Consider the following 25,724-nt stretch of genomic DNA (forward strand, 5'->3'; position numbering starts at 1 on the left):
TATGCGCTGCCTTCGAGGCTCAGTAGGTGATTTCTATGCTGCCGGTGAACGTGCGGTATCGGGGATAGTCGAAGCTGTCAAATCGTACAACTGTTCCACCCGCTTCTGGATCGTATCCCTTGTAATTGGTCCATGTCACCAGGTTGCGACCAATGAGGGATACCGACGCACCGCTGACGCCGAGCCGTGCCAGCGGGCCGAGAAGATTCGATCCAAGTCGGTACCTGAGTGACACCTCGCGCAGCTTGACGAAGCCGGCCTCTTCGACGAAGTAATCAGTTGGTCCGTTCGCAGCGTATAGGTTGACGTAATACTCGATCGGCTTCTTGAGCTCCTGCGCCTTTCCGGCCTGATCGACATCCGCGCTGCGCCCATACTGGTACATTCGCTGATTGGTTCGATTGTACAACTGTCCACCCACCGCTGCGTCAACAAGTCCGAAGACCGTCAGATTACGCCAGCTGATGTTGTTCGATACGCCGTAATGAAAATCCGGATTACCGTCGCCGATCTTTACGAGCGCCGTATTACCGGTTGAATCGCGCAGGACAATCGGCATTCCCCATCCGAAGTTCGTCGTGCCGATCGTTGTCGTGGTGCCCCAGAGGCTTTTCGTTTCTCCGTCAGTGAAGTTGTTGCCCGCACCTACCCACACAAGGAGACCCTCGTCGTTCAGCTGGAACTCCGAGCTGCGCGCTCCCACATTCGATGGCAGCTCGCCGGCGCCTTTGATGAAACGGAATCCATACATCGCGCCGAGCGTCTCGCCTGCGCACCGGAACGCGATGGTCTGCGTGGTGAAACAGCTGCGTTCGAACTCGGTGACCCGATTCCGCGAGCGGTCTGCTACAACTCCAAGGCGCCACGTGAAGTTCGGACGCCGGACGAGTTGTGCCTCGAGCGTTCCCTCCACAGTGTTGCCCTCAACGGTTCCGGCGTTCTGCCATTGTGAGGTGTAACCAAACAATCCAGCGAGAGGGATCTGAATGAGCTGATCGACGACGCGGTTTTTAGCGTAGGATAACTGCAGCGAGTAACGCTGGCGGAATATTGCGTCGACACCCACTTCAGTCTCGGTGGCTGTCTCCGGCCTCAGAGATTTGTTGCCGAGAGTCTGCTTCGACAGACCGCCGCCTTCGCTGAATGAGAACGTCTCATACTGGTCTGTGAACTCCGGACGCGTCCCGGCGGTGCCGCGCGATGCGCGCAATTTGAATTCGTCCAGAGATTTGATGGGCCACCAGTCTTCCTGCGAAATCCGGTAGGCACCGCTCACACGGTAGTACGTGTTCTCCCTCTCCTCGGGGCCAAACAGGGAGCTGCCGTCGCGGCGAACGAGGCCGTCGACGATATACCGGCCCAGGTAATCGGCACCGGAGGCGACGGCAAAGCTGTTCGAGCGAATCTCCTGAAGCAGAGATGACACCGAGCGCTGCTGAGCATTGCTGAGACTGCGAACACCCGCGGCCGAAAAGAAGCTACCTCCGGCGTTCGTCGTCTGGTCAGTTTCGCGCTCCATGAGAGCGCGGAAAGTGGTCCGAAGCGTCAACGGGCCGGCTCGGCCGAGCAGATTCGCGCTCGCGGCGGCGTTGAGTGCATCCGTGGTTCCATTGAACTGCCGGATCTCGCCGGGCCCGCCCGTCCCGAATCCCTCGGTTTTTACGCCCTGGTCCAGAAAGAAATCCGTGCGCCGGTCCGAGCGGTCGTAACTGACATTCGCGTCGACATTGAACCAGCTGAGCGGCGAATAGCGGCCGGAGATGCTCCCCTGGGTTCGCGCGCGCTTGCGGTTGTTTTCTTCAGTGGCAAGAACGTAAAGCGGGTTTTCCTCGCGTCCTTCATTCGGATCGCCCTGAAAAATGTATGGGGTTCCATCCGGATCGGGCACACGGAGGTCGATGTCGGGGGCTTGATTGATGAGGTCTAAGAAAGTGTCTCCATATAGCTCCTGACGATCCGATCGACTGTGATATCCGCTGAACGAAAGCTGCAGATTCTCTATCGGCCGGTGATCGAGATTCAGCCTGACATTGTTCTGTTCGTATTTTCCGCTGTTGAGCACCACACCATCTTCACGGGCGTTGACGAGCGAAAGCAGCCAATTCGTCTTGCCACCGTTCTGCGAAATGCTGACAGAGTTCTTGAAGAACTGTCCGGGATCGAAGAACCGGTCAACCTGATCATAGATAGGGTCCGCATAAGCCGCGTCCTGGAAGCGTGCCGTAATCGGCTTGGGAACGCGTTGCGCGCGCGGGACGACCGCCCCTGCGGCGTTGACATACTGCCCCTGGGTATTCGTCAGGTAATAGTGATACTGTGCCCAGTCTATCTTCCCGGCGAGACTGTTGCTGCCGATTTCGGAACGGGCGATTACGCGCGTGGTTCCCTCAGCCAGCGCGGAACCCCGCTTGGTACGAATCTGGATGACGCCGGCCGCAGCGCGCGATCCGTAAAGCGAGGCCGCTGCAGCGCCTTTGATCACTTCCATGCTCTCGATATCCATCGACTCGAGATCAGCAGTCGATCCAGAGAATGACTGGCTGAGAATCACGCCGTCAACAACGATCAGCGGCGATGTCGACTTGTTGATGCTGGTCGGCGAGCGCAATAGAATGTTCGTTCCGCTGCCCGGCTGGCCACTCGGCACCACGGTCACCCCGGCAACTTTGCCCTGGATGGTCTCGACCGCGTTCGTGGCGGGCACCGGCGCATTCTCGGCATCCACGCGTCCAACGGTGAAGGGGACGCGGGTGCCGCTCGTGGGATCCACCACTCCGGTGGTCACGACCGCTTCCAGGGTAAGACCGACAGCGTCGAGCCGAAAATCGGCGCTCGCGGTGGCACCGCCGGTGACGATTATTCCGGCGGCCGACAAAACACGAAAGCCAAGCCGTCGTGCGCCTAGTACGTACCGGCCCGCAGGGACCCCGTTGATGGTGTAACGCCCGTCATCGCCGGTTACCGCGCCAAGCCTGGTACCACCGACAGTGACCTGGACACCGACCAGGGGGCGATTGTTGGCTGAGTCTACGGCGAGGCCGGTAATCCGGCCCGTCGCCGGAGTTTGTGCGGCAACTTCTGTGGCTAGAGGCGGTGCGGCCGCGAGGAGCAGCCACGCCGCAAGCATGGCACCAGACCGACGGAGCACATCGAGAAGCCCGGTATGCGCGGGGGCAAGCAAATTTTTACCGGAACGCATGAGCGTTACGGCGAAGCGGTTCTTTGACATCGGGCCTCCGAAGGGTGACGCAGCAATCACTTTTCCAGTATGTCAGGACGCACCGCTACCGTCAAGCGACGAAGGACGACGACTCCGATTGCGCTACTCAGCGCGAGCGGGCATGATGGGATTATGAGATTCTTTGTACTGCTCCCACGGGTGGGACTGTCTGGGCTCGACATAGCGCGCGCGCTGCTGAAACGCCCTCCCAGCTCTATTCGTGTGGCGCGCACTTTGTGTTGCGCGTTGCTGGTGTTGAGTAGAGCTGCGTGCGTCACCGGGCGCGGCGGCGGGACCCCTACCCGCGACTCATTCGGCAACGATGGGATCGACAGCGAGGCCATTTAATGATCGTTGGTGGCGGGCCCGCTCCACACGAAGTCACGCAGCGCTTCGTCGACCTTGCCGGCGGCAAGTGGCGAGCGCGGATCGCTGTATTGCCGATGGCCAGCTCGGTCGCCCGCTCGAGCGCTATTACGCCCGCAGGCTCGGTGCTTGGTGCATCCGGACTTCGCGTGCACGTTCTTCCCGGTGGCAGTACCTTCGATCCGGTTGCCGGACGGGTTGTGAGACTCGGACCAGCCCGGTGAATTCAGCTGTTTGCCGTTACCCGAAACCACGCATGGAGGCAAGAATCTTGAAAATTCTCAGTCAGCTGTTGTTTGTCATCCCGCTGTCCGCCGGATGCGCATCGTCCCGCCCGGCGGCCCCGCCCACTGCACCAGCTCCGGCATCCAGGTCGACGGTTGAGGCAGTTGTTCCCGCGCCGGCGCCCGGCCTTGACCGCTTTGCGCAGCAACAGCTGTTCAAGCGGCTCACGGACCTGTCGTTCATGACCCAGCTCGGCGATGAGATGATCGTCCGAAAGATCGAATACAGCGGCGCTGACAAGATGACGATACCGGCGTACTTCTTCGCACCGAACGACACCGTGACAAAGCATCCGGTCGTCATTCTGGTCCACGGCGGTGTTCATGGAGATCTTTCCGATCTCTACGTGCCCCACATCCGCTCGCTGGTGAGTGATGGATACATCGTAGTGGCACCGGAGTATCGCGGAAGTACCGGGTACGGACGTGAGCATTACGATGCCATCGACTACGGAGGGAAGGAAGTCGAGGACGCTATTGCCGCTCGCCAGTATCTCGCTGATCTCGTTCCGAACGCCGACGTCAGGCGGCTGGCGATGATCGGCTGGAGCCACGGCGGATTCATAACACTGCACTCGATTTTCCGTCGCCCCGAACTGTTCACCGTGGCGGTTGCGCATGTTCCGGTCGCGGACCTCCCGACACGAATACGCACCCATTCGGCTGGATATCAGAAGATTTTTTCAGATCAACCGGGCTTTGGTGGCACGCTCGCGGAAAAACCGCAGGCGTATATCAACCGATCACCAATTGCTCATGTGCGCAAGCTGAAGACGCCACTGCTGGTGCATGCCGCCAGCAATGACGACGACGTGTTCATCATCGAGAATCACAACCTGCGTGACTCGATGGTTGCAGCGGGCAAGGACAGAGAGGGACTCTACACATATCGCGAATGGCAGGATCCGCCGGGTGGCCATGCATTCAGCCGGGTCGATACGAAGGAGGGCAGGGAAAGCTGGAGCGAGTCGCTTGCCTTCCTCAGAAAACATCTCTATCCCGCAGGCCGCAGAAATCCCGGCCCCCCAAGGCGCAGAAAAAAATGATAGCGGATCGCGGTCCGCCTCCCTCTGGACTGCAAATGCGCCCTGCCATACATTCATCCATGGCAACCACGACTCGTCCGTCGACGAAGCCCGCTCAACCGGAAGACACCGGCGGCGGGCTTTCACGTTTCCGGAGCTCAGCTGCCGATGGGGCGAACGGGCTCAGCCGGGTACGCGAAAACGTCGTGCTGACTTTCGACGATGTGCTGCTCGCTCCCCGGCACTCACTGGTTCATCCCCGGGACGTGAACACCAGCTCCCGGTTCACCAGAATGATCACCCTGAACGTGCCATTTGCGTCAGCGGCGATGGACACGGTGACAGAATCAGAGATGGCGATGGCAATGGCACGCGCCGGAGGAATCGGCGTGCTGCACAAGAACATGTCGATCGACCGCCAGGCTGCCGAGGTTGACCGCGTCAAGCGTTCGGAGAGTGGGATAATTCTCAACCCCATCACGCTTTCGCCCGATGCGACTCTGCGCGAGGCTGTCGCGCTGATGACGCGGTTCAAGATTTCAGGTGTCCCGATCGTTGACCGCGACGGACACCTCCTCGGGATCATCACCAACCGGGATCTGCAGTTCGAGCGCAATCTGGATCAGCCGCTGCAAAAGGCGATGACATCCACCGGCCTCGTCACAGCGCCGGTGGGCACGACGCTGGACGAAGCCGAGCGCATCCTTGGTAAACATCGCATCGAGAAACTTCCGGTCGTGGACGAGGCCGGTGTGCTCCGCGGTCTGATCACTGTGCGCGATATTCATCAGCGGCGGGAATTCCCGAATGCCAACAAGGACGAGCACGGTCGTCTCAGAGTGGCAGCGGCAATCGGTGCCTCGAATTTCCACGACCGCGCCGCCGCCCTGGTTGATGCGGGTGTCGATGTGCTGGTCATCGACACCGCGCACGGTCACAGCGAGGGTGTGCTCCAAGCGGCCGCCGAGGTTCGTGAGGCATTCCCGGACGTCCAGCTGATAGCCGGGAATATCGCGACGCGCGCGGGCGCGGCAGCCCTGGTTGAACGGGGTGTAGACGCGGTCAAAGTCGGTGTGGGCCCTGGATCGATCTGCACCACCCGGGTCGTCACCGGAGTCGGCGTACCTCAGCTCACTGCCGTGTTCGACGCCGTCGAGGGTGCGGGCGACATCCCGGTCATTGCTGACGGAGGCATCAAATACTACGGTGATATAGTGAAAGCCATTGCCGCAGGTGCCTCGAGCGTGATGATGGGTTCCATGCTCGCGGGTACCGAAGAGAGTCCCGGCGAATCGATACTCCTCGAGGGAAGGCGCTTCAAGATGATTCGCGGAATGGGAAGCATGTCAGCCATGCAGGACGGCAGCGCTGACCGGTATTTCCAGGAGGGGGAGATGTCACCACGCAAGCTCGTGCCCGAAGGAATCGAAGGAAGGGTGCCGTACAAGGGTCCTGTCAGCGACGTGCTGTATCAGATGGTCGGCGGCCTGAGAGCAGGCATGGGGTACGTTGGATGCGGCAACATCGAACAGCTGAGACACGACGCTGAATTTTTGAGGATCACGGCGGCCGGCCTTCGCGAATCGCACCCGCACGATGTCGTCATCACCAGGGAAGCACCTAATTATTCTGTGTGATTGCAAACTCGGGGTGACATGTAAGCGGGATGTGTCGGCACGAAAACGCAGAACTTCCTTGACAACGCTTAATGTGTGGCAGCAACTTGGCACCGCATTCGGATTTCCAATCTGATCGATCGCTGCCACCGGTCTGCGCGCCTGTCCGGTCGGACGTAGCACCTTACCATATCCGACGGTTTCCGGAGAACTCGCATGGGTATTTGGTCTAAAAAGAGCATTGTGGGGCTGCAAACCGAAGCGGCGGGTGAGGAAGGAACTCACACCCTCAAGCGCGCGCTCGGCGCGCTGAATCTGACGACGCTTGGCATTGGTGCCATCATTGGCGCTGGCATTTTCGTGCTGACAGGTACCGCCGCAGCGCAGTACGCCGGTCCGGCAATCGTGTACTCGTTCATCTTTGCCGGGCTCGGCTGCCTGTTCGCCGGTCTATGCTACGCGGAGTTTGCGGCGATGATTCCCATTGCCGGCAGCGCGTACACCTATGGATACGCGACGCTTGGCGAGTTGACTGCCTGGATCATCGGGTGGGATCTCATCCTCGAATACCTCTTCGGTGCGGCGACCGTTGCCGTGGGTTGGTCGGGGTACTTCACTGCGTTTATGAACGAGCTGGGATTCCGGCTGCCGATAGCGTATACATCATCCCCCCTGGGAATCGAGGGCACTCACTCCTTCGTGAGAAACAGCATTTGCTTCGATCCGGCGACCAATCAGACTATCAGGGTTGCGGCTGAGACCGTTTGCGACACCAGTCGGTATTCGGTTGCACAGGGCGTCATCAATCTCCCCGCGATGATCCTCGTCGGCCTGATGACGGCGCTGCTGGTGATCGGCATCAAGGAGTCCGCGCGGTTCAACAACGTGATTGTGATCGTGAAGATGCTCATCGTTATTCTCGTGATCGGCTTCGGGTTCATGTACGTGAACTCGGACAACTGGCGTCCGTTCATGCCCGAGAATACCGGCACATTCGGTCAGTTCGGGTGGACAGGTGTCGTGCGCGGCGCGGCGGTGGTGTTCTTCGCGTACATCGGGTTTGATGCTGTGTCGACTGCCGCTCAGGAGGCAAAGAATCCACAGCGGGACATGCCAATCGGAATTCTCGGTTCTCTGGCCATCTGTACGGTTCTTTACATTCTGATGGCGCTCGTCATGACCGGGCTTACCAAGTACACGAACCTCGACGTTCCGCATCCCGTGTTCGTAGCGATCGCGGCCGCTGGCCCGGCACTGGCGTGGCTCCGGCCGATCATCAACATCGGAGCGATCGCCGGTCTCGCGTCGGTGGTGCTTGTGATGTTGATGGCGCAGCCGCGCATTTTCTATTCGATGTCGCGCGACGGTCTGTTGCCGCCGGTGTTCGGAAAAATTCACCCGAAGTTCCAGACGCCTTACATCACCACGATCATGACCGGTGCGGTCTGCGCGGTGATCGCCGGACTGTTCCCGATTGGTCTCCTCGGTGAGCTGGTGTCGATTGGCACGCTGCTCGCCTTCGTGATCGTATCGGCCGGCATCATCGTGTTGCGACGCAAGAGTCCCGAGATTCCGCGGCCGTTCCGCACCCCGCTCGTCCCGATTGTTCCGATTCTGGCCATTCTCATCTGCGGTTACATGATGGCGAGTCTCCCGGCCGACACCTGGATCCGGCTTGGCGTGTGGCTCGCAATCGGCCTGTTGATCTACTTCCTGTATGGAAAGGCGCACTCGCGCATCGGACGTTCGGAAGCGAGTGGTTGATCTACTAACAGTCCCGGAACGCAGAAAAGAAGCGATCGAGCGTCTCGCGCGGGAGTTCCGCGCGGGGCGCTCTGTTGCAATCTCCACCCACATCAACGCCGACGGCGACGGCTGCGGGTCGGAAGCGGCACTGGCGCGAATTCTCACGTCGCTGGGAATGACCGTGCAGATCGTCAATCCAACGCCTTGGCCGGAGACTTTTGATTTTCTTCTCGGGGTCGAGGTGGTCGACGCATCGTCTCAGGGCGCGGGAGCGCTGAGCAAGGCGGATCTCCTCGTCGTGCTCGACATCAGTGACGTAAAGCGGCTTGGTGTTCTCGCGGACACCGTGAGATCACTCAGAATTCCCAAAGTCGTCATCGACCATCACATCCCGAGTGACGAACCGCCGAGCGATAACATGCTCGCCGACACTACAGCGTGTGCGACGGGCGAACTGATTTACGACGTGGCCGTCACGCTCGGCGTCGAGATAACTCCGCAGATCGCTCTTGCACTCTACGTGGCGATGCTGACTGATACCGGCGGTTTCAGATTCAGCAATACCAGCGCGCGGTGTCTGTCGGTAGCTGGCCAGCTGCTGGCCGCTGGGGTGGAGCCGGAGGAGATGTACAGGCGCCTGTACGCATCACATCCAGTTGGTCGCCTGCATCTGTTGCGTGATGCATTGGCAACGCTGGAAGTGGATCCGGCCTACGGAATTTCGTGGATCTCGGTTGCGGCTGGTGCCGCTGAAGAGTATGGGCTGAAGTCGGAGGACCTCGAGGGTATCGCCGAGCATCCGCGCTCTGTGGGAGGAACGCGGATGGCTGTTTTCTTTCGTGATCTCGGGCATGGGAAGATCAAGGTATCGTTCCGGAGCACTGGTGCGGTGGACGTCAATGCATTTGCGCGGCAGTTTGGAGGAGGGGGGCATGCGAAGGCTTCAGGGGCGTTGATTCCCGGAACGCTCGAGGAAGTGCGCTACAAAGTGATTGCCGCCGCGCGTGAATTCGTAGGGGCGCAGGAGGCCGTTACGACAGTTCGATAATATCGAGTGCGTCAGGGGTTTTTCGCTTTCATGGATAGCGCTTCGACTGATCGCTCGGGTCTCGCACTGCGCATCCATGCGGAACGCATTTCGGCCGAGACTTTCCGAGGCAGCTGACGCACAACCCCAGATGTCGGAGAATCGCGGCCCTTCAGTATTCCACTTTGGCCACATCAGTTCCGGCGAAATCGTTGCCCGTGAAGAGCAGCGGTTCACCAAGCGCGCGAGCGATGACCATCTTCAGGCGGGCATTCCGAACTCATCGTAACCGATGATTTCATCGGCGCTTCGCAGGTCCCGATCGGGTAGGGACGCCACGAGTTGCTGGATTTGCCGGACATCTTGAGTCAATCTCGTGGCGTCGGAGCGGGGTTTGACCATCTCCAGGCGAAGCTTGATCGCGTTGGTGGCCGCCCTGGTCACGCTCTCTCCCGTTGCGCGCGCCAGTTCATGGGCGAGCCGGTCAGTTTCAGTGTTCTTGATGCTAGGAGCCATCTCCGCCTCGCTAGATAAGTGGTAAACTAACCACCTTCTACCTCGTATCACGACCGTTCAGCTGACTCGGCCATCCGGCATGGGTACTTCGCATTCACGCCGAGCGCGTTTCAAAAACGAGACGTTGCCGGCCAGATGACGGCAAGCACCGCGAATACTTCTCCTTCGGTTGAGCCGATTTCCCTCCCGTTTCCGCGTTCCATGCATACGCCGAAACGGGAGCACGAAAATGAACATTGATATTCTCGACTGCACGCTTCGCGACGGAGGATACCAGAACGCGTGGAATTTTTCCGGACCACTGGTAACTCGATACCTTCGCGCACTCGACAAGACAGGGTGCCGGTACGCCGAGATGGGATATCGTGCATGCGCCACTGACAGTCTTGCCGGCCGTTATCGATACTCTCCTGACCATCTGCTGCGCAGCCATAGCGCGGGTCTGCGCCTCAAAGTGGCGGTGATGATCGACGGAAAGACGATGTGCAACGCCTCGGGAATGCCCGATCTGGCCCGCCTCGAGACGCTATTCTGCCGGCGGGATCACAGCCCCGTCCACATGGTCCGCATCGCGGCGACTGTGGAGATGGCCGGGCCCGTGTCGACGATATGCGGGTGGCTGAAGGACCGTGGTTACGTCGTGGCGATCAATCTCATGCAGGCCAGCATGCTCGAGCCACAGTCTATCCGACAGGCGGCCGCGACACTCGATCGGTCCGGCGCAGACTTCGTGTATCTCGCCGATTCTTTCGGCGGCCTCACGCCTGATGCCACGATCACGAAGATCGCCACTCTTGCATCCTCATTTCGGGGACGCGTAGGCTTTCACGCCCACGACAACATGGGCCTCGCTTTCGCGAACACTCTTGCGGCAATGGGCGCCGGAGCTACGATCGTCGACTCGTCGGTGCTCGGCATGGGCAGGGGAGCGGGGAATCTTCGGACAGAGCAACTGCTCGCGTATCTCGAGAAGACGGGTCGCTCCGATATCGCCGCTGCCCCGCTGTTTGAGCTACTGGCGACGGATTTCGCCGCGCTGCACTCGCAATGTGAGTGGGGCCCGTCGCTGCCGTACCTGGTGACGGGCATCCACGACATTCATCCGACTTACGCGCAAACGCTGCTTCGCGATCCACGAGCAGGAGCGGTGGATTCGGTCCGAACCCTGGAATCGCTGAGCCACAATCCCGATCGGACGACGTTCAACGCCGCGACACTCGAGGCGGCGACGAATCACCGAAGCGCCGCAGGCCGCCGCGTTGGATCCGCGTGACCGCCGTGGCTGAGCTGCTCGATGACGTGAAGGGCGTGATGGTGGTCATCCCGGCGCGGTACGGTTCTTCGCGCTTTCCGGGTAAACCGCTGGTCCCGATCTGTGGCATGCCGCTCGTGCTCCGCGTACATGAGCGCGTGGCGCGCGCGGTTCCCAGCGGGCAAATCATCGTCGCCACTGATGACGATCGAATAAGACGCGTTTGCGAAGCGGCTGGCGTGCGGGTCGTCATGACCTTCTCCGGATGTGTCACCGGTACCGACCGTGTATGGGAGGCGGTGCGCGACCTCCCTCGCGAAGCCGAATGCGAACTCATTGTCAACGTTCAGGGAGATGAACCGTTGGTCGCGGCCGACGACATCATCGCTGTCATTCGGGCAAAGCGCAGGCATCCGGACAAGGTTATCAACGCGATGTGTTCGATCGGGTTGCCTGCTGAAATCGAGAGTGAGAATGTCCCAAAGGTCGTTGCGACAGATGACGGCCGTCTTGTCTACATGTCGAGGTCGCCTGTCCCGTTCGTAAAGCGCGCCGGGTCGGAGCAGCGTTTCCGTCGACAGGTCTGCATCTATGCTTTCTCGCGAGTCGAGCTCCAGGCTTTCGCTGCGTTTGGCCGCCAGTCCTGGCTCGAACTGCCTGAGGACATTGAGATCCTGAGGTTTCTCGACATGGGCATCGGCGTGCAGATGGTCGATGTGGCCGGCGCGTCGGTGGCCGTGGACGTGCCGTCGGATGTCGCGCGCGTTGAAGCGATAATGGCGCTCGAGGCCCGCCGATGAACGCTGCTCCTCCCAGCTCGCTTCGGCGTGGCATCAGGACGCAGATCCGAAACGACAGCTCGCCGATGGTCTCGGAGATCGTGAAGTATGTGCTGGCGGAACGTCGCGCGGTGAGGTGGCTCGACGCCGGCCTGCGATCAACCGCCGCAACTCCACTGCCGGACTACTTCGCGGTTGCGAATGGCATGAGGTGCTTTGCCAGCATGCGGCCGGTGGGAACCGCCGGTGGCGTTCTGACCTGCGCAAGACGGGAGAATGAACTCCGCGCCGTAAAGGATCTGCGTGAATCGCTGGGCGATCTGCCATGGACCGACATCGAGTTCGGTTACAGGGGCGCACTCGTCCCGCTCGGCTCGATGACGAAAGGCATCCGCCACCTCACCCGGGCAGCACGACTCGCCAAAGGGCTTCGCCGCAGGCACGACATGTTCCACGTTCTTCGTGCGCTCGAGCTGGTGTTCTACTACGACCGGATTGGACAGATACTCGATCGTGGTGGCTACCGCGTCGCCGTCATGTCGTCGTACTCGAACCCCTGGGGAATCGCAATGAACCTCGCAGCGAGGCGCCGCGGCATCCCGGTAGTTCACGTCATGCACGGCGAGCCGGTGTGGCCGCTTCCACGGCTCGACTACGATCTGGCGATCGTAAACAACCAGGCGTCGTACGAGCTGCTGTGCCGGGCGGGCTGCAGAATCGACCGGGTAATCGTCAGGAGTGCTGGTGCGCGCTACCGGCCGTTGCCTCTCGCATTGCCGCAGCGAAATATGACAGTGGGGCTGTTTCTTTCGAAGCAGCCTCGCAAGGAATGCGTGATCGCCTGGATACGCGGCCTGCTCTGCACCGAGGGGGTCGAATCCATCCGGCTCAGACCGCATCCCGCGAACCTGTGGACGGGCATCGACGCTGCCATGAGAGAATTCCCCCGCGATCGTGTCAACCTCTCCAGCGCTTCGGCAGACGATGACCTTCGGCGATGCGACCTGGTGATTGCCGGGAATTCGTCGGTGCACATTGATACGCTGACCGCGGGTGTTCACTCGGTGTACTCCAGAGACCTTGATCATTCCGCCGGAGGTCTTTCGCTTCTCGCCGAGGGTCTCGTCTTCGAGGCTGACGTTGCCGGCTCGATGCGTGCCGACGACGTGCTCCGATTTTACGGAGCACCAGAGTGGATTTGTGAATTTCGCCGGCATGTAAATCTGGATAGCGACGACGCCCACGCAGGAAACGAGATGCGATCGGCCTTCAACCAGTTTTTGTCGGCCGTTGCGGCGTGACCGGGCGCAGATGGTTCATAGTAAAGCTCGGAATTGCCGGGGGACTTTTCGGCATGCTTGCCATCAATGGACGGCTGTCGCTCGAAACCGCATATCGGGTGCTGTCCGATCCAGTGACATGCGCCTCCCTGATCGGCTTGCAGATACTCATTCTGTTGGTCGGTGTGTATCGCTGGCGGTTGATACTCGCAGCGCTCGGACACCAGCATTCCTACGGCAGTCTGCTCGCATGGAACTGGATTGGGCAGTTCTTTGGCACGGTTGCTCCCTCCGCCGTGGCAACGGATGCAACGCGCTTCGCATACCTCCGCCGCGACGGTTGCCCGGCCGGTGTCGCGGCGAAATCGCTTGTGGTCGACCGACTGTGCGGGGTTGCCGGTTCGTTGCTGGTCGCGGTGGTTCTCGGCGTCCGCATGATTCCCGTCGTCTTCGACGCTCCAATGAGATCGGCTTTGATCTGGGCGGCGCTGAGCTTGCTGGGAGCCGGCCTGCTTCTCTGGCGGCTCCGGCACCATCGCTTTGCACAGGCCGCGGCCGATCGGGTCTGGTCCGGATTCAGCGCAGCCAGGTCAATGAAGTGGGTGGCGGCGACCAGCGTCGCGATTACGGCGGTAGCTCTAATCCTGAAGGTTGTTACTATATGGCTGATTGGGCATGCATTGGTGCCCGATGCCCAGCGACTTTCGCGGATCTTTGAAGTGGCGCCGATTGGATTTCTCGCCGAGTCGCTGCCGTTCACGCCGGGTGGCTTTGGAACGGCTCATCTCGCGTTCGAGTATCTGTTTGCCGCCGCGGGCATTGCGGGCGGAGCCGGGTATTTCAACGTGTATTTCATCGTGAGGCTTCTGACGAGCCTGTTTGGCGGAGTCCTCTGGCTGGCGCTTGACGGGGGGCGGCCACGCAATAATGTCATGATGCAGCGCCAGGCGGAGGGGACAGGTGGCGGATGTTCCGATGTATCACGACGGGTTCGCGGGAGTTTCAGGACGCGCATGGCTGTGTTCTTCCGGGATCTGGGCCATGGCAAGATTAAGGTGTCGTTCAGGAGTACGGGTGCAGTGGATGTGAACGCATTCGCGCGGTAGTTCGCCGGGGCGGACACGCCAAGGCGTCTGAAGCTTTCATAACTGGAACGCTAAAGGAAGTGCGTTGTTACAAGGTCATTGCCGCCGTTCGTGAGTTCGTCGGGGCGTTGAACGTTACGGAGACAGGTCGATGTGATCGCTCGCCGCTACTCGACCCACATCAAACCGATAACCTTGGCAACTGACCAGGGCTCCGTCCGCGACTTGCGGGTTACGAAATAGTCGGAGGCCAGAGTGCTGGCGCCGTCCGCGCCCATCGAGCGGGCGCTCACTCTTACGATCCACGTGTTTTCAGGTCGGAGACCGACTGAGTCCATTCGAATTTGATCGCCTGCGACAGGGCGCCGGGGTACGCTGAGGATAACGCTGTTAAAGCCCCCAGCAGTCGGACAGCGCGACCGGTCCCGAACGCTCGACGGCGGAGTCAATACTCCTGGGCATTTCATATCTGCCGCAGCATCCGTCTCCTCGATCCGCAGACGCTGGAGCACCTTGCGTCGCTGTTCGAGCATCTCCGCCGATGTCGGGTACATCGGGTCGGGTTCGCGCACGGCTCCCCCAGGTGCGGGCTGCCAGACGTCGGGAATATACAACGCGGTGTCCGCCCGCATCGGCCTCGGATCTACACGCGTCGGCTCCCGTGATGCGGCCCGGGCCGCCGCGCGCACAACCGTCGCAAACATCGCGGTATCGCCCGCGATATCCGGTTTCGGGTGAGCGGTAGCCGCAGTTACTAGAGGCGTTCGACATGCCGAGGTCAAAGCTGCAGCCAAGTACAGAACTGAAACCGCCAGTAGGCGTCCGCGCGCCATGATCCGGAGTGTGCATCGGTTCATCAGACCGCGCCGCCAACCCAACACTGCTTGAAGCCTAAAGTAATTGCGACCGGGGCACTCACTCCTCGCCAGGCCGGCTGATACTGCGCTCCTCGCTGAACCCCCCAGGATAGCGTTTCCGCAGCTTGTCGACATTCATCTGCGCAATGTCCCCCAGCCCGATTCCTATTCCCGTCGCGCCGATCGCGCAATACCAGAGAATGTCGCCGATCTCTTTCGCAATCTTGTCGCGCGTTGCGTCGTCGAGCGGGTGCCCGTGAAACATCACTTTCTTCACGTGATCGGCAATCTCGCCCGATTCACCGGATAGCCCAAGCGCAGCGCTGTTCAAGAGCGAGAGTGACGTCGCCGTGCTTTCTGCCGACGCGGTTCGAAGCGCAAGGTCCTGATATGTGTCGAAATCCTTCATCTAACCGCTTCCGGCGGGCGGAGGTTTATCAGGCGATCGCCTGCCTGACTGTTGTCGGCCACCCGAGACACGAATCTCTCCGTACATGCCGAGCGCAACATGCTCCGGCGACTTCGGATCATCCTTGACGAAGCACGCTATCACGTACACGCGCCCGGGCTTCATGTCGACGTCCAGCGCTCCAAGGGGCGTCCCGCCCCCGCGTACCTGAAGAAGCCCGAAATCCCCGTCGAACAGGGAGTCGACGTTGCCCCCAGCCTTCTCAACCGCCAGGACTTTTTCCAGCGTGACACCTTCCGCGAGCTGCGCGATGGTGACCTGGTGCGTCATCTTGCCATCATTCCGAAACACGAACGAATGTCTGCCCGGCGCGAGCGTGCGTCGGTACTGGAAAGCATAGTCGGTGCCGATGATCGTATCCGTGGGCGGTGGCGCAGGCACTGTCTTAGCCAGTGCGGTCCCGACCTGGATCACCGAATACATCCCCATGTCGAAGTGGGCCTTTGCGCCAGCCGAGTCGCGAAAAATGCAGATGACCGCGTACTCGCGGCCGGCGACGAGGTCTGTTGAGATGGTGCCTGACGACCGCTCTCCGGCGTCGGCAAAGAGCACTCCGACGGGACCTTCGATCAGAGCCTGAACTGGCTTCCCCGCACGTCGTGTCTCGAGGACGCGTTCCACCTGAACGCCTGGCTTGAGCAGCGCAATGTTCAGCTCGTGGCGGACTTTGCCCTTGTTGTTGAAACGAAATGCAGTTCGTCCCGCTGGCAGGCTGGCGGGCACCTGAAACGCGTAGTCAGCCCCTCCGATTTCCACTTCACTTCCACCGTGATTGGCCCGCGGTTCCGACTTACTGCATCCGACGGCAATAAGTGCAGCAAACACGATTGTAGTGGCAACTTTCATAGCTCGACGAGCCCCCCGTACGTCTCGGGCCGGCGGTCCCTGTAGAACTGCCACACGTTCCGAACCTCTCGCACCTGCTCGAGATCGAGCTCGGCAGTCACAAGCTCCGTCTGATCGCGGCTACCAGTCGCGAGCATCTGTCCCCTCGGATCGCAGAAATAGCTTTGCCCGTAAAACTCGCCAATATCCCATGGCTGCTCGCGGCCAACGCGGTTTATCGCCCCAACGAAATATGCGTTTGCCACCGCATGCGCCGGCTGTTCGAGCTTCCATAAATATTCGGACAGTCCGGCCACCGTAGCCGACGGATTGAAGACGATTTCAGCGCCATTCAAACCAAGCTCGCGTGCGCCCTCGGGAAAATGTCGGTCGTAACAGATGTAGACGCCGACATCAGCGTACGCTGTCTTGAAAACGGGATAACCCAGATTCCCCGGCTTGAAGTAGAACTTTTCCCAGAACCCGGGAGCGCAATGTGGAATGTGATTCTTGCGGTATTTGCCAAGGTACGTGCCGTCGGCATCAATCACCGCGGCAGTGTTGTAGTAGACGCCCGGAGAGTCTTCTTCGTAGATAGGCACGACGATCACCATGCTGTGCCGCTTCGCCATCTCCTGCATCAGTTTCGTCGTTGGCCCGTCGGGAATTCCTTCGACGGAGTCATACCATCTGGTGGTCTGTTCGGCGCAAAAGTATGGACCGGTAAAGATCTCCTGCATGCAGAGAATCTGGACGCCTTCGCTCGCGGCCTGATCGATAAGCGGGATGTGTTTCTCGATATTTGCCTGCCGGATGGTCTCGAGCGGCTCGGTAGTGGCGCACGCATGCGAAGCCTGGATCAAACCACATTTCACGACTTTGGCCATGGCGTTCCCTTCTCAGCTTTCGGTGGTTGGGTCATTCGGCGCACGCGCCCCGGCGGGCGAAACGTGCGGTGTGCCCCTCATCAGAATCAGATAGAACAAAAAGCTCAGCGTGAACGTCACAAACCACGCGTACGTGTAGATGCGGTCGAAGATGCCGGGGTCTGCAATTCGACCGCCGGGCGTTGTAGCCGCGTTTATAAAGCCGGGAATCACCGGAAGCACTGCCAGTACCAGCGCAGCGATCGCGCGCCAGTTCACGCCATCGCTGTAGGTATACAGACCGTCCATCCGGAACAGATCGCGCAGTGACAATTCCTGCTTTTTCACGATCCAGTAATCGGCGATGAGAATGCCGCCCAGCGCACCCATGAGACTCGAGTAGCCGATGAGCCAGGTGAAGATGTACGCCGCCGCGTCGGAGTAAAGTCGCCACGGCATCATTGCAATTCCGATCACTGCGGTGATGAGACCGCCGGTCACGTACGAGATACGCCGGGGGCTGAGATTGGAAAAATCATTCGCCGGCGAAACTACGTTGGCGGCCATGTTCGTGGTGAGCTGGGCCGCGAGTATCACGAGCGCGCCAAGGATTATGACACCAGGGCTGCCAATGCGGCTGATCAACTCGACCGGATCCCAGATTGCATTCCCGTAGATCACGATCGTCGCGCTGGTGACAGCCACGCCGATGAAAGCGAATGCTGTCATCGTTGCCGGCAACCCCATCGCCTGGCCGAGCATCTGCGACCGCTGGCTTTTCGCATAGCGTGTGAAGTCGGGAATGTTCAGGCTGAGCGTCGCCCAGTAACCGACGTTGGCGGTAAGCGCGGCTGGAAACAGCGTCCAGAATGGAGTGCTTCCCTGTTGCAGCTTCACCGACCCGCGCAGCACGTTCTCCAGCCCGCCGCCATTGCTCACACCCCACCACAACAACAGAGCGCCGCCCCCAAGCAGAAGTGGCGCCGACCAACTTTCGAGGATCTTGATTCCCTCGGTTCCCTTGAGAATGATCACGACCTGAATCGCCCAGAAAAACCCGAACGCAATCCAGAGGGCACCCGGCAACGCTGCCCAGCCGGGCCACGCCGCGGTCATCAGTGCGTTCAGCGCGAGTCCTCCGATCCAGGTCTGTATCCCGAACCAGCCGCAAGCGACAATGGCCCGCAGCATTGCCGCTACGTTCGCGCCACGCACTCCGAAGCTTGCCCGGCACAGAACAGGAAAGGAGATGCCGTATTTGGTACCTGCGTGCGCGTTCAACACCATTGGCAGGAGGACGATGACGTTGCCCAGCAGAATAGTGAATAGCGCCTGAAACCAGGTCATGCCCTGTTGCATCAGGCCTGACGCGAGCGTGTATGTCGTGATCACAACGCTCATTCCAATCCACAGCGCCGCGATGTTATATGTTGACCACGTTCTGCGGGATAGCGGGGTCGGGGCCAGATCGGCATTCCATAATGGACTGCCGTTCAGTTCCTTGTTCAGGTCATCGATGGCATCGATCTTTGGCGATGCCTCGAAGGTCACTTCGAGAATACCAGGGTCAGCCCGAGCGTCGTACCCGTGATCGTGCCGTTGGCAATAGTAGCGGTAGTGGGGGCATCACCGATCGGTACGAACGTAATCATTGAGCCGGTAACGGTGTACGTGCCGACAGAGGTCAGCGGACTGTCGGTTACCGTCGACCCAGTTGTCTCCCGCAGTGTAATCAGGCTCGTGAAGCTGTTATCGGCACGCAGCACTGCGTTACCGCCAGCAACTTCAATTTTCGACGTAATCCCGTTCGATGTTCCGCCTGCAACCAGGAAAGGAAGCGGCATCCCGTTAACTGTGCGCAGTGTGTAGGTGCCGGTAACGGGCTCTGGCCCCGTTGAATCGCTGCATGCCGCTGAGAATACTGCGAAAGCCACCGCAGCCAGGGCGAATTTCATTCGCGTGCGAATGAGAGGGATCATGTGCATGGTAGCTCCGTCAAAGAGATGTAACTGAATGCATGGCCGTCCTTGGACGGATGAACTTACTGAATTTATGGCCGCTGCTTGACGTGGGAGGTTCTATCGCAATCCGGCTTTCGTTCTCGACAGCCACTTACCGCGTCCCTCCGTGCCGACCACCGCATAGTCGTCAACAATTACCTCTCCGCGCGACAGAGTTGTTCGCGCGAATCCAGCCAGCTCCCATCCCTCGAAGGGCGACCAGTCAGCGTTGGTCTCCATTGTCTCGCAATCGACTTTCATCGTCCGCTCCGGATGGATGATCGCCAGGTCTGCGTCGCTGCCCACTGCTATTGAGCCCTTGCGCGGATAGAGCCCCATGATCTTCGCGGGGTTCGTGCTCAGCTTCATGCACATCTCGTCCAGCGAGATCCGGTTCTTCAGGACGCCGTGAGTATACGTCACCGGTAACAGCGTCTCCAGTCCAGGCATCCCCATCGGGATCTTCGTCCAGTCCCCTGCCCACATCGATTTCTGTTCGCGTGTAAATGTGCAGGTGTCGGTGGAAATCACGGAAACCTCGCCGTCTTTCAAACCTTCCCACAGACGAGCCACGTCCTCTGGTTTCTTCAGCTGAGGGCAGCACGCGAACAAATGGCCATCCTCTCTGTCGAATACACTGTCGTCAAGTACGAGGTACTGTGCGCAGGTTTCGGCCACCACAGGCACTCCACGGGATTGCGCTGCCTTCACTATATCAGCGCCCTCCCCGGTCGACATGTGAACGATATAAAGCTGGCCACCAGTTGCCTCGCACCATGTGACGACCCGCTGGACTGCTTCCGACTCGATGAAATTTGGCCTCGTCATGCGGTGCAGCCGCGCGCCGTACTCCTTCATCAGCTCGGGAGTATGATTGCGCGCAATCAGCTCATCGAGCACTCGGGACGATTCTGCGTGCACGAGCAGCATCGTGCCGTACTCCTTCATTTTCTCGAGCGTGCCGAAGAGCGCTCTGTCATCCGATTGCCAGCCTTCGGACTCGTAGATCATGAATTCCTTGAAGGTGGTAAAGCCACGATCAACCATTCCCCTTATCTGGTCCTTGTGCTCGTCATAACGCGTGATGCAGATATGGAACGTGTAGTCGATCAGCGCTTTTCCATCGGCTTTGGCCATCCAGTTGTCCGCGGCCTGACTGAGCGAGTCGCCCGCATAGGGAATGGCGAAGTCGATGAGTGTTGTCACGCCGCCGCGGGCGGCGGCGCGCGTCCCAGTGCGGTAGTCGTCCGAGGACACTGTGCCGCAGAACGGAAGCTCCAGGTGGACGTGGACGTCCAGGGCACCAGGCAGAACGTGGTGGCCAGAGGCGTCGATGATGCGGGTCGTCGCAGACGGGACGAGATTTGACCCAATGGCCGCGATCGACCCGCCAATGATTCCGATATCTGTGACTCGGGTGCCGGATGGCGTGACCACATTCCCGCCTCGAACGATACTTTCGAATTCCAAGATCGCCTCTGGTGCTCAGTAGTACGAAACTACAACCAACGCCAATGGGGACTCAGCGTGCGACTCCTGCACGATCGTTATCGAGCCGCCTCTTCGGCTGCCGGAGTCGCGTACCCCTCCACCATTTCGTATCCAGCATTGTAGTCCGACGTGCCCGGCCGTCTGATCTGCGACTGCAAAACCACCCTGTCTCGCCTGCTTCCGCGGAAATCTTCGAGCGAATTCCAGCCGCTCGCCTCGTGTTTTTCGAGGAAAGCCTTGTATTGCTCGTTCAGTCGCTTGATGACGTTCGGTCCCACGGCTTGGTCGAGCATCGCCGACGTGCACACCTGCACCGTGCCACAGCCGAGCATGAAGTAGCTGAGGGCCTGTGACATGTCGGAGATTCCGCCGATGCCGGAGAAACTATTGTCGGGAAACGCTTGCGTGAGTTGCGCCATCTTTGCCAGTGCCATCGGCAGAATCGCCGGGCCTCCAAGGCCGCCGCTGGAAACGAATCCGTCTACATTGATCTCGAAATCGAGCGTCTCGAGATCGATCAGCGGCAGAGAAGGAAATGTGTTCGACGAGACGATCGCGTCCGCGCCACCGCGGAAGCAGGCGCCTGCCTCGAGCACGATATTCGCTGTCGCAGGGGTGAGCTTGCACCAGACGGGGATCCGCGAAACTTCCTTGACTGCTTCGGTTACCACCGAGCAAAGGACCTGGTCCTTGCCAATGTTCGACCCCATGTCTTTCCGGTCCATATGGGGGCAGGAAAAGTTGAGCTCCAAACCATCGGCGCCCGCATTCTGACAGGCCTCGGCGAGCTGCTGCCAGTGGTGCAGCTCCTTGTCATTGCCCGATCCGGCCATGATCGACGCGATGAGGACGCGGTTCGGAAATGCATCCTTGATGCGCCGGATGCGGGGCTCCCACCAGTCGATTGGCTTGTCTGATATCAACTCCCAGTTCCATGAAGAATGAAGGGCTGAATTCGGCGCCTTCTTCATGGACACGGCGGCCGTCTCCGGGGAAGTCCGCATGAATTTGGCCTTTGCACCGTAGACATTCACCACGGGGTGGAGTCCGATTGTCTTTGTGACGACGCCCCCCCATCCCGCCTCGAACGCTCTCATGATGTTGCTTTCGGATTCCGTCGGCGGCGCCGACGAGAGCAGGAACGGATTCTCGAACTGAATTCCAGTGAAATTGACTCCGCAGTTTACAGCCATTTTGCTCCTCCTTTAATTAGTCCGCAGTCCGCAATAGGTCCGCAGCCCGCAATCAGTTCGCAGTCCGCACATTCGTCCGCAGTCCGCAGCAGACGTCAGGACATCCAATTCGTCCCATGCTCACTATTCCACTTGGTAGTCAGCTTCTTCGACTTCGTCCAGAACTCGATCGATCCCCGTCCGGTGATATCGCCAACCCCGAACCGTGACTCATTCCACCCCCCGAACGAAAACGGCTCGCGTGGAACAGGCACGCCCACATTGACTCCAATCATCCCCGCGTTTGCGCGTTCCATGACATGCCTGGCCGTTGCGCCGCTCTCGGTGAACACCGATGCAGCGTTGCCATACGGCGATGCGTTCTCCACCTCCAGCGCCTGGTCGAGAGTCCTGGCACGCACGATCGCGATCACCGGCCCGAAAACCTCCTCCTGTGCAATCCGCATGTCGGGAGTAACATGGTCGATGATGGTCGGGCCGACAAAAAACCCTCCCTCCCTGCCAGCAACGACCGCATTTCGGCCATCGACCAGCACCGTGGCTCCCGCGTCTTCTGCCTCGGTGATGTAACGCTCGATGCGGTCCCGCGCCTCGGCCGAAATCACCGGTCCAAGGTTGGCGCCCGGCACTACCGCGCGAGCGAGTGCAACCATGCTGTCAATAATATGATCAGTGCCCGAAACCGCGACCATCACTGACGCCGCCATGCACCGCTGGCCCGCGCAACCCGACATCGATGCAACCACATTCGACGCCGTCATCTCCTGGTTTGCGTCCGGCATCACGATGAGATGATTCTTTGCGCCACCAAGCGCGAGTACGCGCTTGAGATTTGCGCTTCCCCGGCGATAAACCAGCTTGGCAATCTTCGTCGAGCCTACGAAACTGATCGCCTCGATCCCCGAATGGTCGCAGATTGCCTCGACCACCTCCCTCCCACCGTGAACCACCTGAAACACGCCCTGTGGCAAACCCGCCTCAGCGAGTAGTTCCGCAATGCGGTTGGCGCTGAGAGGTACCATCTCCGACGGCTTGAGAATCAGGCAGTTTCCGAGCGCGATTGCATTGGGTATGGTCCAGTTCGGCACCATGCTGGGGAAATTGAATGGAGTAATCGACGCCACCACCCCCAGGGGGAATCGCTCGATCCTGCACTCCACTCCGCGGCTCACCTCCAGAACTTCTCCTCCCGTGAGCTGCGGCAACGAGCAGGCAAACTCCGTCAGCTCCATCGCCTTCAGGATCTCTGCCCTGGCCTCGCTGTAGATCTTGCCGTTCTCTTCGGTCACGAGCGCCGTCAATTCCTCGATGTCGCGCTCCAGCAATGCGCGATACCGGTAGAAAATCTGGACGCGCTCCTTGATTGGAAGCGCCGACCAACCGGGGAACGCTCTCTGAGCTATCGCTACAGCTTTGTCGAGATCATCACGCGACGACAAAGGAACTCGCGAGATGACTGTTCCGTTGCTCGGATCATGGACGTCGATGTACTCCTGATCCGTGTCGACGAAATCGCCTCCTACATAGTTGCGAACTTCAGCGTATTTCATGTATGCATCGCAAGGGTAAGACTGACTGCAAGCTCGCATCAAAACCGCCTCCGAGCAAGCAAATCCACGATCACTCCGACAACACGCATCGACACCTGCCAGCTGCGCTTCGACACGAGCGGCCTCGACAAGTTGGCTTAGTTTTAGGCATGCCTCAGTCTCTAGCGCCCGCATCTCACTTGCCGCAATGACCATCAATCTTCAGGAAACCGTCAACGCTGCTCTCGCGAGCGTGCGCAATAACCGGCTCGGCCTCAACGTGCTTGAAAGCGGTATGGCGCGGGACGTAGCCACTACGCTCGATGGCAAAGTTCGGCTGACGCTGCTCATCTCGGCGGCCGACGATGCAACCATCGTCCGTGATGTTCGTCAGGCGTTGCAACAGATTCCCGGGGTCGTCGATGTTCGGGTTGACGTGAAGGACGCGGCTCAGGCCGCGGGCGGAGGAGACGTGAAATCATCCGCGACGAACGATGCGCTTCCTGCCCCCCGGGCGGCGCGGCCACGTGCGCTGCCGGTGATGGGCCAGGACCCGCAATCCCAGCGGGCAGCCGTACCTGCACCGACGCCAGTCACTTATCCGAACCTCGGAACGGTGATCGCGATATCGAGCGGGAAGGGAGGTGTAGGCAAATCGACTGTCGCTGTGAACCTTGCAGTCTCGCTTGCCGGCCAGGGAGCGCGCGTAGGCCTCATGGACGCCGACATTTATGGCCCGAACATACCGCGGATGATGGGAGTCAACGAGCCGCTGCAGGTGGATGCGGAGGGGCGCATAATTCCTCTCGAAGCTCATGGCATCAAGCTGGTAAGCATCGGCTTTCTCATCGAACGGGACCAGCCAGCTATCTGGCGCGGACCGATCATAATGAAAGTAATTACGCAGTTCCTGAGGGACGTCTCCTGGGGGCAGCTCGATTTTCTTCTCGTAGATATGCCGCCCGGCACCGGGGATGCTCAGCTTTCCCTGGTGCAGGCAACGCGGGTGAGCGGCGCTGTCATAGTGACGACGCCGCAGGACGTCGCGGCGGGCGACGCATTGCGCGGTGCAAAGATGTTTCAGCGGGTAGACGTTCCCGTTATTGGAGTCATCGAGAATATGAGCTTCTACGAATGCCCCCATTGCGGCAAGCCTGTCGCACTGTTCGGATCGGGAGGCGGCGAGCGGCTTGCTACGGAGCTCGGGGTTCCACTGCTCGGACAGATCCCGCTATACGCGCCGGTTCTCGAAGGAGGAGATTCAGGTACACCGATTGTGCTCGGACACCCTGAATCGCCCGCGTCCAAAGCTCTCATTACGGCCGCGGTGCGCGTTGGTGCCGGCGCGGGCTTTCACGAACCTGCTCGGCCCTAAAACCGGCCGCGTTCGGCGATAGCGGCTTGCTCCAGACGCGCGGACGATTTCGCCGGGCTTGGACCATCGACGCGCCCGGTTCCGCAATGGAGCTCAGAGTTGAGCTCGCCGCACACGAGCACCACGAACATCGTCAGATACATCCAGGTGAGCAGTATGATGACGCCGCCAATTGTACCGTAGGTCTTGTTGTACGCCCCGAAATTGACGACGTAATACCTGAACCCGACGGTAATCAGAACCCAGAGGATAACGGCGCAAACCGAACCGACGAGAATGTGGCTTTTTTCCTGTTCGACATGTGGCAGGAAATAATAAGTGAGCCACATGAAGCCGATAAAAAGGGAGAGGGCAAGAGGGTACTGAATGACGGTCCACACGCGCGCCGTGCCAGTGCCCCAGCCAAAGCTATTCGACAGAAAACCGATTACCGTTTCTCCTGCGAACATTACGATCATGGCGAATCCAATCACAAAACCCGCACCAAGCATGAACACTACTGCCAGGAGGCGTTTCTTCCACCAGGGGCGATCGTCCTTCACGTCATAGGCCTCGTTCAACGCGCCCATTACCGTTCCGACCACTGCAGACCCGGAGAACAGGGCGAGCAAAATGCCAACCGACATCAGGCCCGGTGCGTTCTCGGCGAAGACTACATCCCGTACGACGTTTTGCAGAAGGAGGTAGGCCTCGGGGGGCAGCGAGGCTGCAAGGCGGGTCAGAATCCCGTTAACGAGCTTCTGCTCGTCGCCCACGATACTGAAAAGGGGCGCGAGGAAGAGCAGTATCGGAAACAGCGAGAAGAAAAAGCTGTACGCCGATTGAGCGGCGAGACCCGGGACGTTGTCACTCAGGACCTCGCTCCCCGTTTTTTTCAATAGTTCGCCGATTCTACGGCCTTTAATCGTCATCCATGGGACATC

General features: G+C 59.8%; 22 protein-coding genes. 10 read left to right on the top strand and 12 right to left on the bottom strand.

Annotated elements, in window-relative coordinates; translation table 11 throughout:
* Positions 1-19: 19 nt before the first annotated feature.
* The gene (locus tag WKF55_12170; GenBank protein MEJ7760331.1) at positions 20-3,229 is read right to left on the bottom strand and encodes a SusC/RagA family TonB-linked outer membrane protein; all 3,210 of its coding nucleotides are present in this window, start codon (positions 3,227-3,229) and stop codon (positions 20-22) included.
* Between the two features lie 338 nt (positions 3,230-3,567).
* Between WKF55_12170 and WKF55_12175 the strand changes: the two genes are divergently transcribed.
* The 5 genes from WKF55_12175 to WKF55_12195 all read left to right on the top strand — a co-directional run bounded on the left by WKF55_12175 (position 3,568) and on the right by WKF55_12195 (position 9,305).
* Positions 3,568-3,810 carry a hypothetical protein gene (locus tag WKF55_12175; GenBank protein MEJ7760332.1) on the top strand — a complete coding sequence of 81 codons (243 nt, stop codon included), beginning with the start codon at positions 3,568-3,570 and terminating at the stop codon, positions 3,808-3,810.
* 47 nt (positions 3,811-3,857) lie between these two features.
* Positions 3,858-4,916, top strand: coding sequence for an alpha/beta fold hydrolase (locus WKF55_12180; GenBank protein MEJ7760333.1), 1,059 nt, complete (start codon positions 3,858-3,860; stop codon positions 4,914-4,916).
* Positions 4,917-4,975: 59 nt separating this feature from the next.
* Positions 4,976-6,532 (top strand): IMP dehydrogenase, encoded by a 1,557-nt coding sequence (gene guaB, locus WKF55_12185; GenBank protein MEJ7760334.1) that lies wholly within the window; start codon positions 4,976-4,978, stop codon positions 6,530-6,532.
* Positions 6,533-6,727: 195 nt separating this feature from the next.
* Entirely contained in the window at positions 6,728-8,275 is a 1,548-nt protein-coding gene (locus WKF55_12190; protein MEJ7760335.1) for an amino acid permease, read from the top strand.
* Positions 8,268-9,305, top strand: a complete 1,038-nt coding sequence (locus WKF55_12195; protein MEJ7760336.1) for a bifunctional oligoribonuclease/PAP phosphatase NrnA — start codon at positions 8,268-8,270, stop codon at positions 9,303-9,305. Before WKF55_12190 ends, WKF55_12195 begins: the two co-directional genes overlap by 8 nt.
* A 240-nt stretch (positions 9,306-9,545) precedes the next feature.
* On the opposite strand, the gene WKF55_12200 is transcribed toward WKF55_12195, so the two are convergent.
* Positions 9,546-9,800, bottom strand: coding sequence for a type II toxin-antitoxin system VapB family antitoxin (locus WKF55_12200; protein MEJ7760337.1), 255 nt, complete (start codon positions 9,798-9,800; stop codon positions 9,546-9,548).
* Positions 9,801-10,029: 229 nt separating this feature from the next.
* Here WKF55_12200 and WKF55_12205 point away from each other — a divergent pair, with 229 nt between their 5' ends.
* From WKF55_12205 to WKF55_12220, 4 genes are read left to right on the top strand one after another with little or no spacing between them, the layout of a single operon-like run.
* On the top strand, positions 10,030-11,073 hold the full coding sequence (locus WKF55_12205; protein MEJ7760338.1) for a hypothetical protein: 1,044 nt from the start codon (positions 10,030-10,032) through the stop codon (positions 11,071-11,073).
* Positions 11,070-11,852, top strand: coding sequence for a 3-deoxy-manno-octulosonate cytidylyltransferase (locus WKF55_12210; GenBank protein ID MEJ7760339.1), 783 nt, complete (start codon positions 11,070-11,072; stop codon positions 11,850-11,852). The genes WKF55_12205 and WKF55_12210 overlap by 4 nt, the downstream gene beginning before the upstream one ends.
* Complete coding sequence (locus WKF55_12215; protein MEJ7760340.1) at positions 11,849-13,132, top strand: hypothetical protein; 1,284 nt, start codon at positions 11,849-11,851, stop codon at positions 13,130-13,132. The genes WKF55_12210 and WKF55_12215 overlap by 4 nt, the downstream gene beginning before the upstream one ends.
* Complete coding sequence (locus tag WKF55_12220) at positions 13,129-14,217, top strand: lysylphosphatidylglycerol synthase transmembrane domain-containing protein (GenBank protein MEJ7760341.1); 1,089 nt, start codon at positions 13,129-13,131, stop codon at positions 14,215-14,217. The genes WKF55_12215 and WKF55_12220 overlap by 4 nt, the downstream gene beginning before the upstream one ends.
* 146 nt (positions 14,218-14,363) lie before the next feature.
* On the opposite strand, the gene WKF55_12225 is transcribed toward WKF55_12220, so the two are convergent.
* The 9 genes from WKF55_12225 to WKF55_12265 form a co-directional block, all read right to left on the bottom strand.
* On the bottom strand, positions 14,364-14,990 hold the full coding sequence (locus WKF55_12225; GenBank protein MEJ7760342.1) for a hypothetical protein: 627 nt from the start codon (positions 14,988-14,990) through the stop codon (positions 14,364-14,366).
* A 121-nt stretch (positions 14,991-15,111) separates the two neighbouring features.
* Complete coding sequence (locus WKF55_12230) at positions 15,112-15,462, bottom strand: nucleoside triphosphate pyrophosphohydrolase family protein (GenBank protein MEJ7760343.1); 351 nt, start codon at positions 15,460-15,462, stop codon at positions 15,112-15,114.
* Positions 15,463-16,368, bottom strand: coding sequence for a hypothetical protein (locus WKF55_12235; protein ID MEJ7760344.1), 906 nt, complete (start codon positions 16,366-16,368; stop codon positions 15,463-15,465). It lies immediately after the preceding gene.
* Positions 16,365-17,234: a nitrilase-related carbon-nitrogen hydrolase gene (locus tag WKF55_12240; GenBank protein MEJ7760345.1), complete on the bottom strand. Its 870-nt coding sequence runs from the start codon at positions 17,232-17,234 to the stop codon at positions 16,365-16,367. The genes WKF55_12235 and WKF55_12240 overlap by 4 nt, the downstream gene beginning before the upstream one ends.
* A 12-nt stretch (positions 17,235-17,246) precedes the next feature.
* Positions 17,247-18,764 carry an NCS1 family nucleobase:cation symporter-1 gene (locus WKF55_12245; GenBank protein ID MEJ7760346.1) on the bottom strand — a complete coding sequence of 506 codons (1,518 nt, stop codon included), beginning with the start codon at positions 18,762-18,764 and terminating at the stop codon, positions 17,247-17,249.
* The gene (locus WKF55_12250; protein MEJ7760347.1) at positions 18,761-19,198 is read right to left on the bottom strand and encodes a hypothetical protein; all 438 of its coding nucleotides are present in this window, start codon (positions 19,196-19,198) and stop codon (positions 18,761-18,763) included. Before WKF55_12250 ends, WKF55_12245 begins: the two co-directional genes overlap by 4 nt.
* Before the next feature lie 93 nt (positions 19,199-19,291).
* Positions 19,292-20,683, bottom strand: a complete 1,392-nt coding sequence (hydA, locus tag WKF55_12255) for a dihydropyrimidinase (GenBank protein MEJ7760348.1) — start codon at positions 20,681-20,683, stop codon at positions 19,292-19,294.
* Between the two features lie 77 nt (positions 20,684-20,760).
* Entirely contained in the window at positions 20,761-21,897 is a 1,137-nt protein-coding gene (locus WKF55_12260; protein MEJ7760349.1) for a hypothetical protein, read from the bottom strand.
* 95 nt (positions 21,898-21,992) lie between these two features.
* Entirely contained in the window at positions 21,993-23,447 is a 1,455-nt protein-coding gene (locus tag WKF55_12265) for a CoA-acylating methylmalonate-semialdehyde dehydrogenase (protein ID MEJ7760350.1), read from the bottom strand.
* Positions 23,448-23,634: 187 nt separating this feature from the next.
* On the opposite strand from WKF55_12265, the gene WKF55_12270 reads away from it, so the two are divergent.
* Positions 23,635-24,801 (top strand): Mrp/NBP35 family ATP-binding protein, encoded by a 1,167-nt coding sequence (locus WKF55_12270; GenBank protein MEJ7760351.1) that lies wholly within the window; start codon positions 23,635-23,637, stop codon positions 24,799-24,801.
* Here the strand turns inward: WKF55_12270 and WKF55_12275 are convergent.
* The gene (locus WKF55_12275; protein MEJ7760352.1) at positions 24,798-25,712 is read right to left on the bottom strand and encodes a YihY/virulence factor BrkB family protein; all 915 of its coding nucleotides are present in this window, start codon (positions 25,710-25,712) and stop codon (positions 24,798-24,800) included. The two genes, WKF55_12270 and WKF55_12275, sit on opposite strands and share 4 nt — an antisense overlap.
* Positions 25,713-25,724 lie beyond the last annotated feature (12 nt).

This window comes from Gemmatimonadaceae bacterium, assembly GCA_037721215.1.
GTDB lineage: Bacteria > Gemmatimonadota > Gemmatimonadetes > Gemmatimonadales > Gemmatimonadaceae > UBA4720.